A 23,480-nucleotide genomic window follows, 5' to 3' on the forward strand; every position below is an offset into this window, starting at 1 on the left:
GCCATGGAAGCGAACTCTCCCGCCAGGATCACCACGATCGCGGACCTGTTCATCGACCAGGTGCGCCGGACCCCGCACGCGCCGGCCGTCGTCGCGCCCGGCGTGCGGCTGACGTACGCGGAACTCGGCGCCCGCGTCTTCCAGCTGGCGCAACACCTGCACAAGCGGGGGCTGCGCCCCGAGGAGGTCGTCGCCGTCTCGACTCCGCGCTCCGCCGAGATGGTCGTCTCCGTACTGGCGATCATGGTGGCGGGCGGCGCGTTCGTGCCCGTCGACCCGTCCTGGCCGCAGGCGCGCCGCCGCCAGGTCAGCGCCGAGGCCGGAGCGGTCCGCACGCTGGGCGTGCGGGAGGTGGATCTGGGCTCCTGGCGGTACGCCCACGAGCCCGCCGAGCCGCCGCCCGTGTCCGTCCAGGGCGGCCGGCTGGCCTACGTGATGTTCACCTCCGGCTCGACCGGCACACCCAAGGGCGCCATGATCCGCCACGAGGCGATCAGCCACCGCCTGCTCTGGCAGGTGGAGGAGATCCTCGGCTTCGGTCCCGGCGACGCGTCCCTGTTCAAGGCGCCGCTGTCGTTCGACATCTCCGTCAACGAGATCCTGTTGCCGCTCGTGTCCGGCGGTCATGTGGTGATCGCGGAGCCCGGCGGCGAACGCGACCCGCAGTACCTGCTGGACCTGATCGCCCGCGAGGGCGTGACGTTCGTCTATCTCGTGTCGTCGATGCTCGACGTCCTGCTGGAGATGGCCCGCGGGACCTCGCTGCTGTCAGGGCTGAAGCACGTGTGGTGCGGCGGCGAGGTGCTCACCCCGGAGCTGTTCGACCGCTTCCGCGGCCAGCTCTCGACGACCCTCTACCACGGGTACGGCCCGGCCGAGGCCACCATCGGCGTCTCGCACGTCATCTACCGCGACACCGCCGAGCGCATCGCGACCTCCATCGGCCGCCCCAACCCGCACACGCGGCTGTACGTCCTCGACGACCGTCTGGAACAGGTGCCCGCGGGCACGTCGGGCGAGCTGTACGCCGCCGGGTTCCTGCTCGGCCGCGGCTACATCAACGCTCCCGCCCTCACCGGCGGCCGGTTCGTCGCCGACCCGTTCGCCGCGGACGGCTCCCGGATGTACCGGACCGGCGACCTCGCCAAGTGGGCTCCCGACGGCTCGCTGGAGTTCGTCGGCCGCGCCGACCACCAGGTGAAGATCCGCGGCATGCGGGTGGAGCTGGAGGAGGTCGAGGCCGCGCTCGCCACCCACCCGCAAGTGCGGCAGGCCGCCGTCGTGGTGGGCGAGAACGGGCGGCGGCTCGTCGGGTACGCGAGGTCGCACGACGCCGTCCCGGCCGCGGAACTGCGTGACTGGTGCGCCGGCCGCCTGCCGGCGTACATGGTGCCGGACGCGTACGTCGTCCTCGACCGCTTCCCCCTCACCGCCAACGGGAAGGTGGACCGGCAGGCGCTGCCCCGGCCGGCCGAACCTTCCGCGGCCCGCACGCGCGCGCCCCGCACCGAGCCCGAGCGCATCCTGTGCGAGGTCTTCGCGCAGGTCCTGGGTGCGGCCGAGGTCGGGGCCGAGGACGACTTCTTCGCCCTGGGAGGCGACAGCATCGTCGCGATCGGCGTGGTCAGGCAGGCGCGGCGGGCCGGGCTCGCGGTACGCCCGCGCGACCTGTTCGCCCACCCCACCCCGGCCGCCCTGGCGGCCACGGTCACCGACGTGAGCGCCGCAGCGCCCACCGCAGCGCCCACCGCAGCGCCCACCGCCGGGCTGCCCGCCGTGAGCGGGATCGGGGAGGTGCCGCCGACGCCCATCACCGAGTGGCTCCAGGACATCGGGCCGTCGATGGACGGCTTCTTCCAGTCGATGACCGTACGCACGCCCGCCGGGCTGACCGGCGACCAGCTGGAGAGCATGATCGACGCGGTGCTCGCCGCCCACGACCTGCTGCGGGCGCGGACGACCGGCACCGGCCACTGGACGCTCACGGTGCCGCCACCGGGGCAGCCCACGGCCGCCGAGGTGATCACCCGCGTCGAGACCGCGGCCGACCTGGAACGGCAGGTCGCCGCCGCCCCCGGACGGCTCGACCCGGCCGGCGGGCGCATGCTCGACCTCGTCTGGCTCGACGCCGGGGCGCGTGCCCAGGGGCGGCTCGCGATCGCGGTCCACCACGTGGTCGTGGACGGCGTGTCGCTGCGCATCCTCCTGGAGGACCTCGCCCAGGCCTGGCAGGCGGCGCGGGCGGGACGTCCCGTCGAACTGCCAGAGGCGCCCACCTCGGTCCGGCAGTGGGCGACCCGGTTGCGGGAGTGCGACTTCAGCGCCGGCGAGGACCACTGGCGGCGTACCGCGGCGGCGCCCGACCCGATGATCGGCGAGCGGCCGCTCGATCCGCGGCGCGACGTGGTCGCCACGGAGCGGTCGCTCACGGTCGAGATCCCCGCCGCGATCGCCGGCCGCCTGCTCGGCCCGGTCCCCTCCGCCGTGCACGGCGGGGTGAACGACGTGCTGGTCGCCGCCGCGGCGCGCGCCGTGGGACGCTGGCGCGGCGCCGGCTCGGCGGTGCTGCTGGAGCTCGAAGGGCACGGGCGGGAGGAGGAGGCCGTCGGCGACGCCGACCTCTCGCGTACCTTCGGCTGGTTCACCACCCTGTACCCCGCCGTGATCGACCCCGGCTCCGGGACCTCGGGCGAGGCGGTAAAAGCGGTCAAGGAACAGCTCCGCCGGGTGCCGCAACGCGGGCTCGGCTACGGGGTGCTGCGCTACCTGGGGGAGGGGCCGCGTCCTGACCTGGCCGTCACGCCGCAGGTGCTCGTCCACTACCTCGGACGCTTCGACGCCACTCCAGCCGACGCCCCGACCTCCGACCCGACCTCCGATCGGCCCTCCGACCCGACCTCCGACCGGGTCTCCGGCCGCGGTGGCGACCGCGCTGACGCCCGGGCCGACGAGCGGGCCGACGGTCGTGCTGACGGCCTGGCCGGCGGTCGGGCCGGTGATTGGGCGCCCGCCGGCGGCGGCGAGATCGTGGTCGAGCGGCGGGATCCGCGCATGCCGCTGCCGCGCGTACTGGAGATCAACTCTGTTGCCGTCGACACGGCCGGCGGGCCGGTCTTGACGACCACGTTCAGCTGGCCGGCGGGCGTGCTCGACGAAGGCCGCGTACGGGAACTGGCCGCGTTGTGGACGCAGACCCTCACCGACATCGCCACCAGTGACACGGTCGCCGGGCACACCCCCTCGGACTTCCCGCTCGTCCAGCTGGAACAGGCCGACGTGACCGCCATCGAGGCGGACTCGCCGGCGTTGAAGGACGTGTTGCCGCTCTCGCCGCTGCAGACCGGCCTGTATTTCCACGCAACCCTCGACCCCGGCAGCGATCCGTACGTCGTCCAGCAGATCATCGAGCTCACCGGGCCGCTGGACGGCGAGCGCCTGCGTACCGCGGCCGAACGGCTGCTCGGCCGCCACCCTAACCTGGGCGCGGCCTTCCGCACCACCGGCGACGGGCAGGTGGTGTCGGTGATCGCGGGCCGTCCGCAGGCGCCGTGGCGCAGCGAGGACCTCAGCGACCTCGACCTCGCCCAGCCCCTCCTGGAGGAGATCGCCGCGGCCGAGCGGTCGGCGCCGTTCGACCTCGCCCGGCCGCCGGCCATGCGTTTCGCGCTGGTGAAGCTCGGGCCGCGGCGGCACGCCCTCGTCCACACCGTGCACCACATCCTGGCCGACGGCTGGTCGGTGCCGCTGCTCCTGCGCGACCTGCTGGCCCTCCACGAGGACAGGCCGCTGCCCGAACCGCGGCCCTACCGGGAGTTCCTGAGGATGCTCGCGGCGCAGGACACCGACACCGCGATCGAGGCGTGGGCCGAGGCCCTGGCCGGCGTGCGCGAACCGACCATGCTGGCCGGCACGCTGGCCGGCACGCTGGCTGGCAAGACGGCCGACGCGCTCGGCGGGCCCGGCGGCGGTGGGCCCAACGGCGTCGGGTCCGGCGGTTGCGGGTTCGGCGGTGGCGGGTTCGGCCGCGTCCGGCGGGAGCTGCCGGGCGATCTCGGCGACCGCCTGCGGGCATGGGCGCAGGGGAACGGGCTCACCGTCGGTTCGGTGCTCGCCGCCACCTGGGGGATCCTCGTCGGGCGGCTGACCGGTCGCGACGACGTGACGTTCGGCTCGGCCGTGTCCGGCCGCGCGTCCGCCGAACCGGCGGGCATCGACGCGATGGTCGGGCTGCTGATCAACACCGTGCCGGCGAGGGTACGGTGGCAGCCGGCCGACCCGCTGGCTGACGTGCTGCGCCGCTTCGCGCGGACGCAGCGCGAGGTGATGGAGCACGAGCACGTCTCGCTGGCCGCGCTGCACCGCCGGCTGGGCGCGGCCGAGCTGTTCGACACGCTGGTGGTCGTCGAGAACTACCCGGAGCCCTCCGCGGAGCAGGGCGACCTCGCCATCGCCGGGATCGACACGATCGAGGCGCCGCACTATCCGGTGACGCTGATGGCCAAGCCCGGCGATCGGATCGTGCTCACGCTGACCCACGACCGGCGGATGGTCTCCGCGACCTCGGCCGGCCTGCTGATCGGGCAGTACGAGAGGCTGCTCGCCGCCCTCGCCGACGACCCCACGCTGCCGTGCGGCCAGGTGGAGCTGGTGTCGGTCGAGCAGCGCCGGCACCTACTGGCCGCCGGAGCCGGAGCCGACGCCGGTGCTGCGGTCAGTGGCGCCTCCGCGCTGGACCTGTTCGCCCGCCAGGTAGCCGAGCACCCCGAGCGCGCCGCCGTCATGTCCGCCGGGGTCACGCTCACCTACGCCGAGCTGGACGACCGGGCCCGGCGGGTGTGCGGCACGCTGGCCGCGGCCGGCGTACGGCGCGGCGACATCGTCGCGGTGGCGACGAGCCGTTCCGCGGACATGGCCGCGGCCCTGCTCGGCGTCATGCGGGCCGGGGCCGCCTACCTGCCCGTCGATCCCGGCTACCCGGCGGCCAGGATCGAGTTCATGCTCGGCGACGCGCGCCCGGCCTGCCTCCTCACCGACGAGGCGAACGCCAGGACGCTGCCCCCGCACGACCTGCCCTCCTTCACCGTCCGGGCCGCCGCCGCGGGCCGGGCCGCGGCGGGCACGCCCGTGACCCCGCTGGACGCGGTCTCCGTCGTCTACACCTCCGGCTCGACCGGCCGGCCGAAGGCGGTCGTGGGCACCCACGGAGCGCTCGCCAACCGGCTCACCTGGGCGGCGGCGTGGGATGCGCGGGTACGGCTGGCCAAGAGCTCGCTGAGCTTCATCGACGGTACGACCGAGCTGCTCGGCGGGCTGGTCGCCGGGGCGACGACGGTCATCGCAGGCGACGAGGAGGCCACCGACGGGGCGGCGCTGGCCCGGCTCGTGGAGCGGTCGGGGGCGACCCAGCTGCTCGCCGTACCGAGCCTGGCCGCGGCGCTCGCCGACACGGCGCCCGAGCGGCTCACCACGCTAAACCGCTGGGTCTGCAGCGGCGAAGCGCTCGGCCAGGCCTGCGTACGCTCCCTGCGCCGGGCGTCGCCCGAGGCCAGGATCGTCAACTCCTACGGCTCGTCGGAGGTCGCGGGAGATGTGCTCCAAGGCGAGGTGGACCCGGGGGAGCCGGTGACGCTGGGCAGGCCGGTGCCGGGCACGCGGCTCTACCTGCTCGACTCCGCGCTCCAGCTAGTGCCGCCCGGCGCGCCCGGCGAGATCTACGTCGGCGGCGCCCAGCTCGCCCGCGGCTATCTGGGCCGGTCGGGGACGACCGCGGGCCGGTTCGTGGCCGACCCGTTCGGCGACGGCGCTCGCCTCTACCGCACGGGAGATCTCGGCCGCTGGACACCCGACGGGCGGGTCGAGTTCCTCGGCCGGGCGGACGACCAGGTGAAGATCAACGGTTACCGGGTCGAGCCGGGCGAGCTCGAAGCCGCGCTGATGCGCCGCGCCGGGGTGTCCGACGCGGCGGTGGCGGTGCGGGGCGGGGCGCTGCACGCCTACGTGGTGGCCGCGCCGGGGGAGGAGCTGGACCCCCAGGGGCTGCGCGCGTTGCTCCGCGCCGACCTGCCTCCCTACCTGCTGCCCGCGACGGTGACGGTGCTGGACCGGCTGCCTGCTCTGCCCAACGGCAAACGCGACCGCCGCGCGCTACCCGACCCCGAACCCGGCGTCAGGGGCGGGCGGCCGCGGACCGCGGAGGAGGCGATGATCTGCGCCCGGGCCGGCGCCCTGCTCGGCGTCGAAGGCATGGGCGTCCATGACGACTTCTTCACCGTCGGCGGCGACAGCATCCTCGCCATCCGCCTCGTCAGCCTGCTCGCCAAGGACGGCGTCGAGCTCACCATCCGGGACGTGTTCCGCCTGCGTACGCCCGCCGCCCTCGCCGCGTCCCTGCGGGAGGCGGAGCCGCCCGCAGCGGGGGTCACGGAGGGCGAGGTCTGGCCGCTGTCGCCGCTCCAGCAGGGCGTCTACTACCAGGCGGCCTTCGCGGAGAGCAGCAGCACCTACATAGCGCAGAACGTCTTCGACCTCGACCGGCGCGTCGACGTCCACGCCATGACGGAGGCCTTCGCGGCGCTGCTGCGCCGCCACCCCACCCTGCGCGCAGGGTTCGCCGCGGACGGCGGCTCGCAGCTCATCGCCGCGGACGTGCCCGCCGAGGTACGGGTCGTCGACCTGGCGGAGCAGGACGGCCGGCTCGACGCGGTGACGCGGGCCGACCGGGAGGAGCCGTTCGACCTGGCCCGCCCGCCCCTGGTGCGGCTGACCGTCGTACGCCTGCGGGACGGGCGCGACCGGCTCCTGCTGACCTCGCACTTCCTGCTGTGGGACGGCTGGTCACGCGAGCTGGTCCTGCGCGAGTTGTTCGCGCTCTACGGCTCGGGCGGCACGCGCGCCGCGCTCCCTCCGGCGGAGAGCACGTTCGCCGACTACCTCGCCTGGATCGGCACCCGCGACCGCGACGCCTCCGCAGCCGCCTGGCGAGCGGCCCTGTCGGGAGTCGACGAGCCGACGGTCCTGGCGCCGGAGGCCATCGGCCGGGAGCCGGTGCCGTCCGAGCGCATCCTCGCCGCGCTGCCCGCCGAGGTCACCACGCGGCTGGGCGAACAGGCGGCCCGCGGTGGCGTCACGCTCAACGCGCTGCTGACCGCCGCGCTCGGCATCCTGCTCGGCTACGAGTCCGGCCGCCCGGACGTGGTGTTCGGCACGACCGTGGCCGGCCGCCCGGCCGAGCTGCCCGGCATCGAGAACGTGATCGGCCTGTTCCTCAACACGGTCCCGGCAAGGGTGGCGCCCTCGCCCGGCACCACCGTGCTCGACCTGGCCCGCCGCGCCCAGAACGACCGAGTGGACCTGGCGCCGCACGAATACCTCGGCCTCGGCGACATCCACCGCGCGTGCGGCCAGGAGCACCTGTTCGACACGCTGTACGTGCTGCAGAACTTCCTGACCGACACCACGTTCACCGACCTGGAACGCGAGCACGGCATCGTCGGCGTCGACTACGCCGACAGCACCCACTACCCGTTCACCTGGGTGCTCACCCCCGGCGCCAACCTGCGGATCAAGCTGGAGTACCGGCCCGACGTGCCCGAGCCCGGCGCCCGGCGGATGGTGCGCCGGTTCACCCGGCTGCTGGCGACGCTGGCCGACGGCCTCGCGGTGCCGGTCGGCGCGCTCGACCTGATGCTCGACGAGGAGCGCGACGAGCTGGCCCAGCAGTGGGCGGCGTCCGAGCATCCGATCGGCACGGCGACGATCGCCGACCTGCTGGCCGAGCGGGCCCGCGCGTGCCCCGGCGAGGTCGCCCTCGTCTTCGGGGAGCGGCGGCTGACCTACGCCGAGCTGGACGGCCGGATCAACCAGTGCGCCCGGCTGCTTCGGTCGCAGGGCGCGGGCCCGGGCAGGATCGTCGCGCTCGGGCTGCCCCGCGGCGTCGAGATGGTCGTCTCGCTTTTCGGCGTCCTGCGCGCCGGCGCCGCCTACCTGCCGCTGGACCTCGACCATCCGATCGACCGGCTGGCCGCCATGCTTGACGACGCCCGCCCCGTCGTCCTGGTCTGCGCCGACCCGGACTCGGCGCTGGCCGAGCACCAGCGGCGGCTCGGCGGGCGGTGCGTGCTCCCGGACCTGGACGCCTTCGCGGCCGGCCCGCTCACCGTGGACGTGCCGGGCGACCTGCCCGCCTACGTCATCTACACCTCCGGATCCACCGGCCGGCCCAAGGGCGTGGTGACGCCCTATCGCGGGCTGACCAACATGCAGCTCAACCACCGGGCCGAGATCTTCGGCCCGACCGCGCGCCGGACCGGGCGGCAGCGGCTGCGCATCGCGCACACCGTGTCGTTCTCGTTCGACATGTCGTGGGAGGAGCTGTTGTGGCTGGTCGAGGGCCACGAGGTGCACATCTGCGACGAGGAGCTGCGCAGGGACGCCACCGCGCTCGTCGCGTACTGCCAGGCCAACAGGATCGACGTCGTCAACGTCACCCCGACCTACGCCCACCTGCTGTTCGAGGAGGGCCTGCTCGACAGCGGGCACACCCCGTGCCTGGTGCTGCTCGGCGGCGAGGCCGTCAGCGAGAGCGTCTGGGACCGGCTGAGCGAGCCGGGCGGCCCCGAGGGGTACAACCTGTACGGGCCCACCGAGTACACGATCAACACGCTCGGCGCGGGCACCCGCGACAGCGCCACCCCCGTCGTGGGCCGTCCCATCTGGAACACCCGCGCGTACGTGCTGGACGGGTGGCTCCGCCCCGTGCCCGCGGGCGTGGTGGGCGAGCTCCACGTGGCGGGCGCCGGCCTGGCCCACGGCTACCTGCACGCCCCCGGGCAGACGGCCGCCCGCTTCGTCGCCGACCCGTTCGTGCCCGGCGGGCGCATGTACCGCACCGGCGACCTCGTACGCCAGCGCGACGATGGCAACCTCGACTTCCTCGGCCGCGTCGACGACCAGGTGAAGATCCGCGGATACCGGGTCGAGCTCGGCGAGGTCGAGTCGGCGCTGTCGGCCCACCCGCGGGTGCGCCAGGCCGCCGTGATCGCCCGCCCTGATCCTGCGGTGCCCGGGCTGAAGAAGCTGGTCGCGTACGTGATCCCGGCGCCCGGCGCCGCCCGCGACGAGCTTCCCGCCGGCCTGCGCGCGGCGCTGGCCGAACGGCTGCCCGGCTACATGGTCCCCGCCCTGTACGGGGTGGTGGACGAGCTGCCGCTCACCGTCAACGGCAAGCTCGACGTGGCGGCGCTCCCCGAGCCCGTCGCGCCCGGCGGCGGCGCGCGGCAGGCTCCGGGCGGCGAGCGGGAACAGGCCCTGGCGGCCATCTACGCCGAGGTCCTCGGCCTGGCCGAGGTCGGCGTCGACGACGACTTCTTCGCCATCGGCGGCGACAGCATCTCCTCGATCGCCGTGACGGGCCGGGCGCGAAAGGCGGGCATGAACCTCACCCCGCGCGACGTCTTCCGCCGCCGCACCGTGCGCGCGCTGGCCGCCGCCCTCCCGCAGCCGGCGCCGCGGGAGGCGCACGATCCTGGCGTGCCCGCGACCGGGACGGTTCCGCTCACTCCGATGCTCGCCGAGACGATGCTGGCCCGCACGCCCCTGGAGCTCTTCTACCAGTCGATGGTCCTGCCCGTCCCCGCCGGTCTGGACGTGCGGCAGGTGGAACAGGCGGTACGGGCGCTCTGCGTCCGCCACGACCTGCTGCGGGCCCGGCTCGACCGCGACGGCGACACGTGGACGCTGTCGGTGCCGCCGCCGGAGGGGTTCGACGCGTCCGCGCTCTGCACGGTGCAGGAAGCACCCTTGCCCGGCGCGGACCCTGCCTCAGGACGGTCCGCTGTGGCGGACGCTGTGGCGGACGCTGTGACGGACGCTGTGACGGACGCCGGGCGGCGCGTTGCCGAGGAGGTGGCCGGGCGGCTGGACCCGGCGCGCGGCATCATGCTCCAGGCGGTCTGGTCCGACCGCGGCCCTGGCCCCGGTCACTTGCTGCTGGTCATCCACCACCTGGTCATCGACGGCGTCTCCTGGCGCGTGATCGCCGACGACCTCGCCCGCGCCTGGACGGACCTGCTGGCCGGCCGCGAACCCGAGCTGGACCCCGTCCCGATGTCCTTCCGCGCTTGGGCGTCGGCGATCCAGGACGCGCGTCCCTCCTTCCGCGACGAGGCCGGCCACTGGCGCGACGTCCTGGCCACCGACGATCCGCCGCTGGGCGCCCGCCCGCTGGATCCCGCGGTCGACACGGCCGCCTCCGTCCGGTCGCTGACCGTGTCCCTGCCTGTGGAGACGAGCGCGGCCCTGCTGGGCGCCGTGCCCGCCGCGATGCACGGCGGCGTCAACGACGTGCTGCTGACGGGCTTCGCCGTCGCGCTCGCCCGGTGGCGGCGCGTGCACGGGCGCGGCGACGGCTCCGCCGTGCTCCTCAGCCTCGAAGGCCACGGCCGTGACGGTGACCTCGCCGGCGCCGCCGACCTGTCGCGGACCGTGGGCTGGTTCACCGCCATTCACCCCGTACGCCTCGATCCCGGGCCGCTGAGCTGGGACGAGGTCACTGCGGCCGGCCCCGGGCTGGCCAGGGCCGCCAAGGCCGTCAAGGAGCAACTGCGCGCGGTGCCGCGCAAGGGGCTCGGCCACGGAGTCCTGCGCCACCTCGACGGGCTCGATCTCCCGCAGCCGCCGCAGATCCTCTTCAACTACCTGGGCCGCTTCGCCGCCGGCGGCGGCACCCTGCGCGAGGGCGTCCACCCGGACAACCTCGCGATGGGGCTGGAAATCAACGCCCTGGCTCAGGACGGACCGGACGGGCCCTCGTTCTCGGCCACGCTGTCCTGGCCGTCCGGCGTCATGGCGGCCGGGGAGGTCGCCGAGCTGGCCGGGCTGTGGCTGGCCGCGCTGACGGCCCTCACTCGCTGTGCCGACCTGGCCGGGCACACCCCGTCGGACTTCCCGCTGGTCGCGCTCACGCAGGAGGACGCCGACCGGTTCGCCGGCGCCCGCGACGTCCTGCCGCTGCTGCCGCTCCAGGAGGGCATGTACTTCCACGCGTCCTTCGGCGCCGGCCACACCGACACCTACGTGGTGCAGCAGGTGGCCGAGCTGTCCGGCCCGGTCGACCCGGCGGCGCTGCGCCGGGCGGTGACCGCGACGGTGCACCGCCACGACGCCCTGCGGGCGAGCTTCCAGGAGCTGGCCGACGGCCGGGTGGTCCAGGTGATCGCCGGCACGGTCGAGGTGCCGTGGCGCACGGCCGACCTGAGCGGGCTGGACGCGGCCGAGGCCCGCGAACGGCTGGCCGCCCTGGCCGCCGCCGAGCTGGCCGAGCCGTTCGACCTGGCGGCCGCGCCGCTGCTGCGCTATGCGCTGGTCTCGCTCGGCGACACCGACCATCGGCTCGTGGAGACCATGCACCACATCATCGCCGACGGCTGGTCGTACCCGCTGGTCTTCGGCGACGTCGTCGAGGCCTACGAGCGCGGCGCCGCGCTGCCCGCGCCCGTGGTGACGTTCCGCGATCACGTGGAGGCGGTGGCCGGGCTGGATCGGGCCGCCGCCCGCGACGTGTGGGGCACCGCGCTGGCCGGGGTGGACTCCGCGACACGCCTGTTCCCGGCCACGTACGCGGTGTCCAGGCACGCGAGCGTCCACGGCGAGCTGCCCGCCGGCGTGGTCGTCGCCGCGGCCCGCGAGCGGGGCGTGACGCTGAGCACCCTCGTGCACGCTGCGTGGGGCCTGCTGCTGGGCCGGCTGCTCGGGCGGGACGACGTGGTCTTCGGCTCCACGGTGTCCGGCCGCGGCGGGCGGCTGCCCGGCGTCGAGAGCATCGTCGGCCTGCTGATCAACACCATCCCCGTGCCGATGTCCTGGCGGCCTGAGGAGACCCTGGGAGAGATCGCCGACCGCCTGCACGGGGTGCAGGGCGACCTGCTCGACGCGCAGCACGTCGGCCTCGCCGAGCTGGCCCGGCTCGCGGGGGTCCGCGAGCTCTTCGACACCATGGTCGTGGTGGAGAACTTCCCCGCCGCGCGCGCAGGCGAGCGGTCCGGGCTGGAGTTGCGCGGCTTCACCGGCACGGACTCGCCGCACTACCCGGTCTCCCTGGTCGTCTTCCCCGGCGAGCGGCTCACCCTGGAGATCAAGTACGACGTGGAGCTGGTCGGTGAGGAACGCGCCAGGAACCTGCTCGACCTGGTCACCCGGGTGCTCGACCGGCTCGTCACGGCCCCTGACACGCCGGTGTCACGACTGGACCTGCTCACCGGAGCCGAACGCGAGGCCGCCCTGCCCCGGCCCGCCGCGTCGCCGATCGGGTCCCGGCCCGCCGTGGCGCCGTTCGCGTCCCGCGCCGGCGTGGCACCGTACGCGTCCCGGGCCGCCGTGGCGGGGACGCTGGCCGGCGCGTACGCCGCCGCCAGGCCCGAGCCTGCCGCGACCGCCGTGACCTGGCGCGACACCTCGCTCACCCACGCCGAGCTGGACGCCGCCGCCACCAGGCTGGCCCGGGTCCTGGCCGCCAGGGGAGTGGGGCCCGAGTCGCGGGTGGCCGTGGCGCTGCCGCGTTCGGCCGGCCTCGTCGTCGCGTTGCTCGCCGTCGTCAAGGCGGGAGGCTGCTACGTGCCGCTGGACCTCGACGCCCCGGCCGCCCGGCTGGCCTTCATCCTGGACGACGCCGCGCCGGCGTGCCTGCTGACGGAGTCCGCCACGCTGGCCGGGCTGCCCGGGACCGGCGTGCCGATCGTACTGCTGGACGACCTGCTCGACGGCGGGCTGGGCGACCTGGACGACACGCTGGACGGCGGGGACGTCGGCGGCCCCCTAGCGCCGGCCGGAGCCGACAACACGGCGTACGTCATCTACACCTCCGGCTCGACGGGGACGCCCAAGGGCGTCGAGGTGACACACCGCAACGTGCTGTCGTTGTTCGCCGCGGCCGGTGAGCTGTTCGACTTCGGGGACTCGGACGTGTGGACGATGTTCCACTCCGCCGCGTTCGACTTCTCGGTGTGGGAGTTGTGGGGCGCGCTGCTGCACGGCGGGCGGCTGGTGGTCGTCGACAGGGAGGTGGCCCGCGACCCGCGGCGGTTCCTCGGCCTGCTGGAGCGCGAACGGGTGACCGTGCTCAACCAGACGCCGTCGGCGTTCTACCCGCTGGCGGAGGCGGCGCCCGGTGAGCTCGCCCTCCGGTACGTCGTCTTCGGCGGCGAGGCGCTGGACCCCGCCCGCCTGGGGTCGTGGCAGCGCCGCCACCCGGCCGCCCGGCTGGTCAACATGTACGGCATCACCGAGACCTGCGTGCACGTCACCTTCAGGGAGCTGACCCTGGACGACACCCGGGGCGGGCCCGCCGGTACCATCGGCGGGCCGTTGCCCGGCCTCGGCGTCCACCTGCTCGACCGTTACCTGCAGCCGGTCCCGCCGGGGGTGACGGGTGAGGTGTACGTCGCCGGGGACCAGCTGGCCCGCGGTTACCTCAGCCGCCCGTCGCTGACCGCCGCCCGCTTCGTGGCCGACCCGTTCACGCCGGGCGGCCGCCTCTACCGCAGCGGCGACCTCGCGCGCCGGACTCCCGGCGGCGACCTCGTCTACCTGGGCCGGGCCGACCAGCAGGTGAAGGTACGCGGCTACCGGATCGAGCTCGGCGAGATCGAGGCCGCGCTGCTGGCGCTGGACGGCGTCGCCAACGCCGCGGCGGCCGTGCGCGAGGACCAGCGGGGCCGGCGGCTGGTGGCCTACGTGGTCGCCCGGCCGGGCACGCGGATCGACGCCGACGCGGCGCGGGCGCATCTGTCCCGGTCGCTGCCCTCGTACGCGGTCCCGGCGGCCTTCGTCCCGCTGGAGGCGCTGCCGCTCACGGTCAACGGCAAGCTGGACAGGGACGCGCTGGCCGCCGTCCCGCTCACGACACCCGCGCGGCCCTCCGCACCGTCCGCACCTCTCGCACGCTCCGCGACCTCCCCGGCCTCCCCGACGTTCGCCGGCGGGGACCCGGTGGACGTGCTGCGCGCGCTGTTCGCGGAGGTCCTGCAGGTGGACGCGGCCGGCCCCGACGACGACTTCTTCCACCTCGGTGGTGACAGCATCATCGCCATCCAGCTGGTGAATCTCGCCAGGCGCCGCACGCTGCACCTGTCACCGCAGGACGTGTTCGTACACAGGACCCCGGCCGCCCTCGCCCGCGCCCTGACCTCGGGGCCCGAGCCCGCCGCACCGGAGCCCGCCGCACCCGGGACGGCGCTTGCCGAGTCCGACGGCGTCGGCGAGGTCATGCTCATGCCGATCGTGCACCGGCTGGCCGAACTGGGCGGCGCGATCTCCCGGCTCAACCAGGCCGAGCTGCTCCGCACCCCGCCGGGCATGACGCACGAACAGGTCGCCGAGCTGATCCGCGCGCTGGCCGACCGGCACGACGCGCTCCGCCTGAAGCTCAGCAGGCCCTCGCCGCTGCTGTGGTCGCTGGAGCTGCGTCCGGCCGGCGACCCGCCGGAGCCCGGCGTGCTGGCGGTCGACGCGACCGGGCACGACGAGGACGGCCTGCGCGCCCTCATCGCCGCCGAGTCCGACGCCGCCGCCGACCGGCTCGACCCGGACGCCGGCCGGATGCTCCAGGCTGTGTGGTTCGACCGGGGGTCGCACCGGCAGGGCAGGCTCCTGATCGTCGCCCACCACCTCGCCGTGGACGGGGTGTCCTGGCGCATCCTCGTCGACGACCTGCGGCAGGCGTGGAACGCCGTCGCCGCGAGGGAGCGGCCTGTTCTCGACCCGGTCGGCACCTCCCTGCGCGCCCACGCGCGGGCGCTGACCGAGAACGCCGCCCAGGCGGCCAGGCTGGCGGAGTTCGAGCACTGGGCGGCCACGCTGCGGCCGGGCGGCGAACTCGACCCGGCCGCCCCGGCCCTCGGGCCGACTGTCGGGCTGACTGTCGGGGCCACCCGTGACCACGTGCTCCGCCTGCCCCCCGACGTCACCCGGCCGCTGCTCACCACCGTCCCGGCGGCGCAAGGAGGAGACGTCACCGGGACGCTCGTCGTGGCGCTGCACGCCGCGGTCGCCCGCTGGCGCTCCGCGCGCGGCCTGGACACGGATGCGCCGCTGGTGCTCGACCTGGAACGGCACGGCCGCGCGGGAGACGCAGGACTGTCCAGGACGGTCGGCTGGTTCACCGCCATCGCCCCCGTACGCCTGCCCGGCGGCCAGGCCACGCCCGGCGAGGTGCGCGATGCCGTGGGGGCGGTGCCCGACGGCGGCATCGGGTTCGGGCTGCTGCGGTACTGCAACCCGCGGACCGCCGCCGCGCTCGCCCGGCTCGGCACGCCCCAGCTGCTGTTCAACTACCTGGGCAGGTTCCCGGCCGGGGGGACGCGCGACTGGGACACCGCGCCGGAGACCGCGGCGCTGCGCGTGGCCCCTGACCCGGACCTGGGGACGCCGTACCTGCTGGAGATCAACGTCGCCTGCCACGACACCCCGGACGGCCCCGAGCTGCACGCGGTGTTCACGTACGCGGAGGGCGGGCTGGGCGCTGACGACGCCCGCACGATCGCCGACGGCTGGGGCGGCGCGCTGCGCGACCTGGTCGCCGCGCCGGAGCAGTGGGCGCTGTCGCCGTTGCAGGAAGGGCTGTTCTTCCAGGCGCGTTACGCCGGCGACGCCGACGTGTACGTGGCGCAGAACGCCTTCGACTTCGCCACCCGCCTCGACCTGCCGGCTCTCCGCCTGGCGTACGCGGCCCTCCTCGACCGCCATCCCACGCTGCGTCTCGGCTTCACCGCCGACGACGGGCACCGTCCGGTGGCGGTGGTCGGCACGGGCCTCGACGGCGCCGTCGACGTGATCGACCTGTCCGCGGACGACTCCGGGCTGCCCGAGGTGATGGAGGAGGACCGGAGGCGGCCCTTCGACCCGGCGTGCCCGCCGCTGTGCCGCCTGACCGTGGTCCACCTGCCAGGCGGGCGCGACCGCCTGCTCCTCACCTACCACCTGCTGCTGTGGGACGGCTGGTCCCGCGAGCTGGTGTTGCGCGAGCTGTTCGCCCTGTACGACTCCCGCGGCGAACGCGGCGCCCTCCCCACGGGCGGGGCGACGTTCACCGACTACCTCGCCTGGCTGGCCCGCCAGGACGCCGTGGCCGCGGGCAGCGCGTGGGCGCGGGCCCTGGCCGGCGTGGAGCCCACGGTCCTGTTCCCGGCGGCGGGCACGGCGGCGGACATGGTGCCCGTGCCGGCGAGCAGCCTGTCGGCGCGGCTGACGGAGGAGCAGACCCGGCAGGTGATCGACCAGGCCCGCCGCTGCGGCGTGACGCTCAACGCGATGCTCACGACCGCCCTGGGCCTGGTGCTGGCCCACGCGTCGGGCCGCCGCGACGCCGTGTTCGGCACGACGGTCGCCGGGCGGCCGACCGAGCTGGACGGCATCGAGTCGGTGATCGGGGTGTTCCTCAACACCGTGCCGGCCGTGGTCCGGCTCGCCCCCGGCGAGAGCGTGCTGGACGTCATGAGGCGGGTCCAGGCCGAGCGCGTGGAGCTGATGCCGCACGAACATCTGGGGCTCGGGGACATCCAGCGGGCAGCGGGCCGCGACACCCTGTTCGACAGCCTGTACGTGCTGCAGAACTTCCTCGACGACGACACCTTCACCGACCTGGAGGAGGCGCACGGCGTCGTCGGCGTGTCCAGCGTGGACGCCACGCACTACCCGCTCACGTGGGTGGTCACCCCCGGCGCGCGGCTCACGTTGCGGCTGGAGTACCGGGGAGACGTGGTGGCGACGGAGCAGGCGCAGGCCCTGCTGGCCCGGCTGGAGCACGTCCTGCTCCGCCTCGCGGCCGACCCCGAGGCGACGGTGGCCGACGTGCCGCTGCTCCTGGCGGGGGAGAGCACGTCGATGGACGGGGTCACCAGGCCCGTCGGCGAGGACACGGTCGCCGACCTCCTGGCGGACCAGGCCGGCAGGACCCCGCACCGGCCCGCGCTCACCTTCGAGGACCGGACCCTGACCTACGCCGAGCTCGACGCGCGGGTGAACCAGATCGCGCGGTCGCTGCTGGCCGGGGGAGCGGCGCCGGAGAGGATCGTCGCACTCGCGGTGCCCCGCTCCATCGACATGGTCGCCGCGCTGTTCGCCGTGCTCCGCACCGGTGCGGCGTACCTGCCGCTCGAACTCGACCACCCCGACGAGCGGCTGCTCGCGATGCTGGCCGACGCCGGGCCCGTCCTGCTGGTCACCACGCGGGCGGTGGCACCCAGGTTCGCCTCCCACCCCGTGGCCGGGCTGCTCCTGGACGACGTGCGGGGGCCCACCGGCCCGGTCGCCGTCCCCCGGCGGGCGGGGCGGCTCGACCATCCCGCGTACGTCATCTACACCTCAGGCTCCACCGGGCGCCCCAAGGGAGTGGTCACGCCGTACCGCGGTCTGACGAACATGCAGCTCAACCACCGCGAGGCGATCTTCACGCCGACGGTCGCGGCGGCCGGCGGCCGGATCCTCACCATCGCCCACACCGTCTCGTTCTCCTTCGACATGTCGTGGGAGGAGCTGTTGTGGCTGGTCGAGGGCCACCACGTGCACATCTGCGACGAGGAGCTGCGCAGGGACGCCACGGCGCTCGTCGCCTACTGCCACCGCCACCGCGTCGACGTGGTGAACGTGACGCCCACCTACGCCCGGCACCTGATCGACGAGGGGCTCCTCGACGGGCCCCACCGCCCGCCCCTGGTGCTCCTCGGTGGCGAGGCGGTGCCCCAGTCGCTGTGGTCGGAGCTGCGCGAGGCCGAGGGCGTGCACGGCTACAATCTCTACGGACCGACCGAGTACACGATCAACACGCTCGGCGCGGGCACCGCCGACAGCGCCACCACCACGGTCGGGCGGCCGATCTGGAACACCAGCTGCTACGTGCTCGACGCGTTCCTCCGCCCGGCTCCCGTCGGGGAGCTCTACATCGCCGGTACCGGGCTGGCCCGCGGCTACCTCGGCCGCCCGGGGCTGAGCGCCGGGAGGTTCGTCGCCGACCCGTTCGTGCCCGGCGGGCGCATGTACCGGACCGGCGACCTGGTCCGCGTCCGCGGCGACGGCAACCTGGGCTTCCTCGGCCGCACCGACGATCAGGTCAAGATCCGTGGCCACCGGGTGGAGCCGGGCGAGGTCGAGGCCGCCGTCACCGCCCGGCCGGGCGTCCACCAGAGCGCCGTGCTCGCCGTGCCCGACCAGGCGGGGGGCAGGCGGCTGGTGGCCTATTTAGTCCCCGACCGCCCGGGGGACGCCGGCGCGCTGGCCGCCGAGGTGCATCGCGAGCTGAAGGCCGTGCTTCCCGGTCACATGATGCCGGCGGCGTACGCGGTCGTGGACGCGCTGCCGCTCACCGTCAACGGCAAGCTGGACACCGCCGCGCTGCCCCCGCCCCGCGCGCTCGCCTCCGGCTCCAGGCAGCCCGCGAACGAGCGGGAACGGTTGTTGTGCGCGCTGTTCCGCCAGGCCCTCGGCGACGGCGAGGAGGTGAAGCCCGAGGACGACTTCTTCGACAGGGGCGGGCATTCGCTGCTGGCCATCCGGCTGCTCGGCCTCGTCCGCGCCGCCACGGACGCCGACCTGTCGCTACGCGACCTGTTCGACGCGCGTACCCCCGCCCGGCTCGCCGACCGCCTGGAGGGCCGACTGGAGGGCACGGCCGGGTCGGCTCGGCCCCCGCTCGCCCGCCGGCCGCGCCCCGCCCGCGTGCCGCTGTCGCCCGCGCAGGAGCGGCTCTGGCTGCTCCAGCAGGTGGAGCCGGCCTCGACCGCCTACACCTACCCGCTGCTCGTCCGCCTGCGCGGCGCCGTCGACGCCGCCGCCCTGCGAGCGGCGCTCGGTGACGTGGCGGGCAGGCACGAGATCCTGCGCACGGTCATCGACGAGGGGCCCGCCCAGCGGGTGCTCGCCGAGCCCCGCATCGACCTGGCCGTCGTCCGCTGCCCCACGGCCGGTCCCGCGCTGGCCGAAGCGCTCGCCCGGCCCTTCGACCTGGCCGCCGAACCGCCGCTGCGGGCCACCCTGATCGAGGAGCAGGACAGCGGCGACACGGTGCTGGCCCTGGTGATGCACCACATCGCGATGGACGAGTGGTCCGACGGCCCGCTGCTACGCGACCTCGGCACCGCCTACGCCGCCCGGCTGGCCGGACACGCCCCCGGCTGGGAGCCGCTGCCGGTGCAGTACGCCGACTACGCGCTCTGGCTGCGGCTCGACGACCGGCACGACGACGACCGCGCCTACTGGGAACGGCGGTTGCGCGGGCTTCCCGCCGAGATCACCCTGCCCGCCGATCCGCCCGCCGATCTGCCCGGCACCCTGCCCCCTGACAGGGCCCGGCAGGCCCGCGGCTCCCGGCCCGCCGGGCAGGTGACCGCCGAGCTGCCGCCCGAGCTGGTCAACGCGCTGCGCGCGCTGGGACGGGCCGAGTCGGCCAGCCTGTTCATGGTGCTGCACGCGGCGCTCGCCACCCTGCTGTCCCGCCACGGCGCCGGCACCGACATCCCGATCGGCACCCCCGCCTCGGGCCGCGCCGACCCCGCGCTGGGCGACCTCGTCGGGTTCTTCGTCAACACCGTCGTGCTGCGTACGGACCTGTCCGGCTCGCCCACGTTCACCGAGCTGCTCCGCCGGGTGCGCGAGAGCGACCTGGCCGCGTTCGAGCACGCTAACCTGCCCTTCCAGCAGGTGGTCGAGGCGGCCAACCCGGCGCGGGCGCGGGGTCGCAACCCGCTGTTCCAGGTGATGCTCGGCTACCTGCACCGGCCCGCCGGCCGCGACACCGTGCTCGGCCTGCCGGTGGGGGAGGCGCCCACGGTCGCCGCCGATCCGAAGGTGGACCTGAACGTCACCTTCGTCGACGGCGAGCCGTTCGAGGTGATCCTCGAGTACGACGCCGGCCGGTTCCGCCCTGAGACGGCGGAGCGGCTCGTCGGGCGCCTCCTCGCCCTGCTCGGCGAGGTCGCCGCCCGGCCGGACGAGCCGGTCGAGGCCGCCGGCGTGCTCGCGGAGCGCGACCGGGCCGACCTGGCCCGGTGGCGGGCCGGCGGGCCGCCGCGGGCCGGCGGGCCGCCGTGGTACGAACGCTTCTCCGCGCAGGCGCGGCGCACCCCTGACGCGGACGCCTGCGTCTTCGAGGGCGAGACGATGAGCTACGCCGAGCTCGACGCCGCCTCCGACGCCTTCGCCGCCCGGCTCGGCGGCCTCGGACCTGACGACCTCGTCGGGATCGCCCTGCCGCGCTCGGCCGGGCTGCTGGTGGCCGTGCTCGGCGTGGCCAAGGCGGGGGCCGCCTACCTCCCCCTCGACCCCGCGTTCCCCGCCGAACGGCTGCGCTTCATGGTGGCCGACGCGCGACCGGCCGCGATCGTGGTGGACGACCGCACCCGCGAGCTGTTCCCCGAGGGCATCACACTCAGCGGCGGGCCCGCGTTCTTCGATCCGCCGCCGCGCGACCCGCGCTCGGCCGCGTACGTCATCTACACCTCCGGCTCCACCGGACGCCCGAAGGGCGTGGTCGTCACCCAGCACGACCTGGAGTGCTTCCTCGGCGCGCTCCCGGTGGCCGGGCCGGGCGAGCGGCTGCTCGCCGTGACGACGCTCTCCTTCGACATCTCCGTCCTGGAGCTGATGGGGCCCCTGCGGGCGGGGGGCTGCGTGGTGCTGGCCTCCGACACGCAGGTACGCGACCCGAACCTGCTGGCCGAGCTGCTCCGCGCTGAGCGGATCACCGTCATGCAGGCCACGCCGTCGTTGTGGTCGACACTGCCGCCCGGCGTCGATCTGCGGGGGGTGCGAATCCTGGTCGGTGGCGAGGCTCTGCCGCCCGCCCTGGCCCGCGACCTGACCGCACGTGCCGCCTCCGTGACCAACGTGTACGGCCCGACCGAGGTGACCGTGTGGGCCACCGCCGCGACCGTCCGCCGGGACGAACCTCCCACGCTCGGACGGCCACTGCCGGGAACGACCGCGCACGTCCTGGATCCGGCGCTGCGCCCGGCGCCTCCCGGCGTCGCCGGTGAGCTGTACCTCGGCGGCGCCCAGGTCACCCGCGGCTACCTGCGCCGCCCCGGCCTCACCGCGTCCAGGTTCGTCGCCGACCCGTTCACCGGCGGGCGCATGTACCGTACCGGCGACCTCGCCCGCTGGAGCGCCGGAGGCGAGCTCGAGTTCCTCGGCCGGGCCGACCACCAGGTCAAGGTGCGGGGATTCCGCATCGAGCCCGGCGAGATCGAGGCGGTCGCGGCGACCTGCCCAGGCGTGTCGCGGGTCGCGGTCGCCGCCCGGCAGGACCGGCTCGTCGCGTACGTCACCGCCCCCGCCCCCGCGCTGCGCGACCATCTCGCGCAGCGGCTGCCCTCCTGGATGGTCCCCGCCGCGGTCGTCGTCCTCGACGAGGTGCCGCTCACCCCGAACGGCAAGGTGGACCGCGCGGCCCTGCCCGAGGTGGACTTCGCGCCGGCGGCCACCCACGCCGAGCCGCGCACGCGTACCGAGGCGGCCGTCTGCGCCGTCATGGCGGAGGTGCTGGGCTTCGGCCCGGCCGGCTCTGTCGGCGTGGACGACGACTTCTTCGCCCTCGGCGGCCACTCGCTCCTGCTCGTACGCCTGGCGGCCGCCCTGCGCGCCCGGCTGGGCGCGGACCTCCCGGTCGCGGACCTGTTCGCCGCTCCCACCGCGGCCGCCCTGGCCAGGCGGATCAGCGGCGGCGTTCCCACGGCCGACGCCATGGCCGAACTGCTGGCCCTGCGGCCGGGCGACGGCACCCGGCCGCCGCTGTTCTGCTTCCCGCCCGCCAGCGGGCTGAGCTGGCCGTTCGCCCCGCTCAAGCGCTACCTGCCCGAGGGTGTCCCGCTGTACGGGCTGCAGTCGCCCCGCCTGAGCCGCGAGAGCGGCCTGCCCGCGACCATGGACGACCTCGCCGCGGAGTACGCGGGCCTCATCGCCGGGGTGGCTCCGGAGGGGCCGGTCGCCCTGCTCGGGTGGTCGTTCGGCGGCGCGGTCGCGCACAAGGTGGCGGTGCGGCTGGCGGCCGAGGGCCGCGACATCCACCTCCTCGGCATGCTCGACACACCAGCGGAGGTGCCGGGAGTCGCGGGAGACGTCGCCGCGCTGCTGGCCGAGATGGGCTACCGGGTGCCGGACGAGCGCATGTCCGCCGCCGACGCCGTCGCCTTCCTGCGCGGCACGGGCGACGGCGTCGCGGCGCTGGAGGACGAGCAGATCGAGCGGGTCGTGGAGAGCTATCTGGCCGGCGACCGCATGATGGGGCGGGCCACGTACGACGTCTATCCCGGCGACGTGCTCTTCGTCGACGCGACCGTGCCCGAGCAGGGGTTCACCGGCGCGGCCTCGGAGCGGTGGAGTCCCTACGTGGCGGGGGAGCTGCGCGTGGTCGCGGTGGAGTGCCGGCATTCCGAACTGCTGGACGCCGCCACCCTGGAGATCCTCGGGCCGCTGCTGGCCCGCCTCATGTGACGGCGGACAGGTCCTTGACCGGGGTCGAGGGGTCCATGTCGACGGCGTTCGCGAGCTGCGGCACGAGCACGTCGAGCGCGTAGAGCAGCGCGTCCGGCCCGCTGTAGGACAGCGCGCCGCCGAGCGGGGTGGAGAAGTCCGTGTAGATCGTGCGGTCGGTCTTGACCACCTTCAGGCGGGAGAAGACCGGCGACTCCAGCATCTTGGCCCTGGTCGCGCCGTTGACGAACAGCACGTCCCGGTCGAGCAGGTCGAGCCGCTCCTCGCTGATCTCGTCGGCCTCGCTCTGAGCGGCGAAGCCGAGCGCGTCGAACAGCGCGCGGCGCGGGTCGCGGGCCGGGATCAGCCAGTGCTGCCCGTTCTCCGGCCCGAAGTCCACCACGAGGACCTTGCCGGCGAACTCGGGATGCGCCTGCCTCGCGTCGGCGATCTTCGCGTTGACCTTGTCGACGAGCGCCTGCGCCGCTGCGGACTTGCCCAGCGCCTTGCCCGTGGTGAGCGTCTGGACGTCCCACGGGGTCTGCTCGTCGGCGTAGTCGTCCGACTGGATCACCGTGGGCGCGATCTGGGAGAGCTTGTCGTAGGTCTCCTTGTTGACGGTCTCGTAGATGGCGATGATCAGGTCGGGCCGTTGCTTGATGATGGCCTCGAAGTTCAGCTCCGCCGAGAACGTGGACAGCTGCTTGCCGCCCAGCGCCGTCTTGACCCACGGGAAGCTCGTGTACTCGTCGAACCACGCGCGGGTGCTGACCGGCACCACACCCAGCGCGAGCGCGAAGTCCTGATCGTTCCATCCGACGGTGACGACCCGGGACGGCCTGGCTTCGATCGTGGTGCTGCCGAACTTGTGGTCGATGGTGACCGGGAAGGCGGGATCGGCGGGCGCGGCGGCCTGCGGCGCCTCGGCTTGCGTTCCCGCCGAGCAGGAGATCAGCGAAGCCGCCAGGAGGACGCCTGACACAGTGCTGACTAAGGCTCGCCGAAGTGCGCGGAAACTGATCATC

At 74.8% G+C, this 23,480-nt stretch carries 2 protein-coding genes; one reads left to right on the forward strand and one right to left on the reverse strand.

Annotation, left to right across the window (positions count from 1 at the left end; genetic code table 11):
• Positions 1-3 precede the first annotated feature (3 nt).
• Positions 4-22,476, forward strand: a complete 22,473-nt coding sequence (locus E1294_RS13640; RefSeq protein WP_132508428.1) for an amino acid adenylation domain-containing protein — start codon at positions 4-6, stop codon at positions 22,474-22,476.
• Here E1294_RS13640 and E1294_RS13645 read toward each other — a convergent pair.
• A complete protein-coding gene (locus E1294_RS13645) occupies positions 22,469-23,437 on the reverse strand; it encodes an ABC transporter substrate-binding protein (protein ID WP_220447714.1) in 969 nt (322 codons plus the stop codon). The two genes, E1294_RS13640 and E1294_RS13645, sit on opposite strands and share 8 nt — an antisense overlap.
• Positions 23,438-23,480: the final 43 nt, after the last annotated feature.

It is taken from the genome of Nonomuraea diastatica, from assembly GCF_004349015.1.
Classification (GTDB): Bacteria; Actinomycetota; Actinomycetes; order Streptosporangiales; family Streptosporangiaceae; genus Nonomuraea; species Nonomuraea diastatica.